Origin of the sequence: Vibrio sp. CJQ_6, assembly GCF_043106745.1 — a bacterium.
Classification (GTDB): Bacteria; Pseudomonadota; Gammaproteobacteria; order Enterobacterales; family Vibrionaceae; genus Vibrio; species Vibrio furnissii.
This window is the reverse complement of the sequence record NZ_JBICMV010000020.1, coordinates 1-525: the sequence shown is the minus strand read 5'-3', so window position 1 is coordinate 525 and position 525 is coordinate 1. Positions and strand designations below refer to the sequence as shown.

Sequence of the window (525 nt, the reverse complement as noted above, 5' to 3'; positions counted from 1 at the left end):
TCCCACTGCTCTTCGCCGTTTAGTGCGCCTAGTGCAGAACCTTGGATAACTGGTAGGTCATCACCTGGGAAATCGTATTCAGACAGAAGTTCACGTACTTCCATTTCTACTAGTTCTAGTAGCTCTTCATCGTCAACCATGTCACATTTGTTCATGAATACGATGATGTAAGGAATACCAACCTGACGGCCTAGTAGGATGTGCTCACGAGTTTGTGGCATTGGACCATCTGTTGCAGCAACAACTAGGATACCACCGTCCATTTGCGCAGCACCTGTGATCATGTTTTTAACATAGTCAGCGTGTCCTGGGCAGTCTACGTGTGCGTAGTGACGGCTTGGAGTGTCGTACTCTACGTGTGAAGTAGAGATTGTGATACCGCGCTCACGCTCTTCTGGAGCGTTGTCGATTGACGCGAAGTCACGAGCTGCACCGCCGTACACTTTAGCCAGTGTAGTACAGATTGCTGCAGTTAGAGTTGTTTTACCGTGGTCAACGTGGCCGATAGTACCAACGTTTACGTGC

The 525-nt window shown here is 49.0% G+C and carries 1 protein-coding gene; it reads right to left on the bottom strand.

The features are described from left to right. Nucleotides 1-525 (bottom strand): GTP-binding protein (locus ACF8PK_RS10840; RefSeq protein ID WP_392441242.1); only part of this gene is annotated, 525 nt, incomplete at both ends.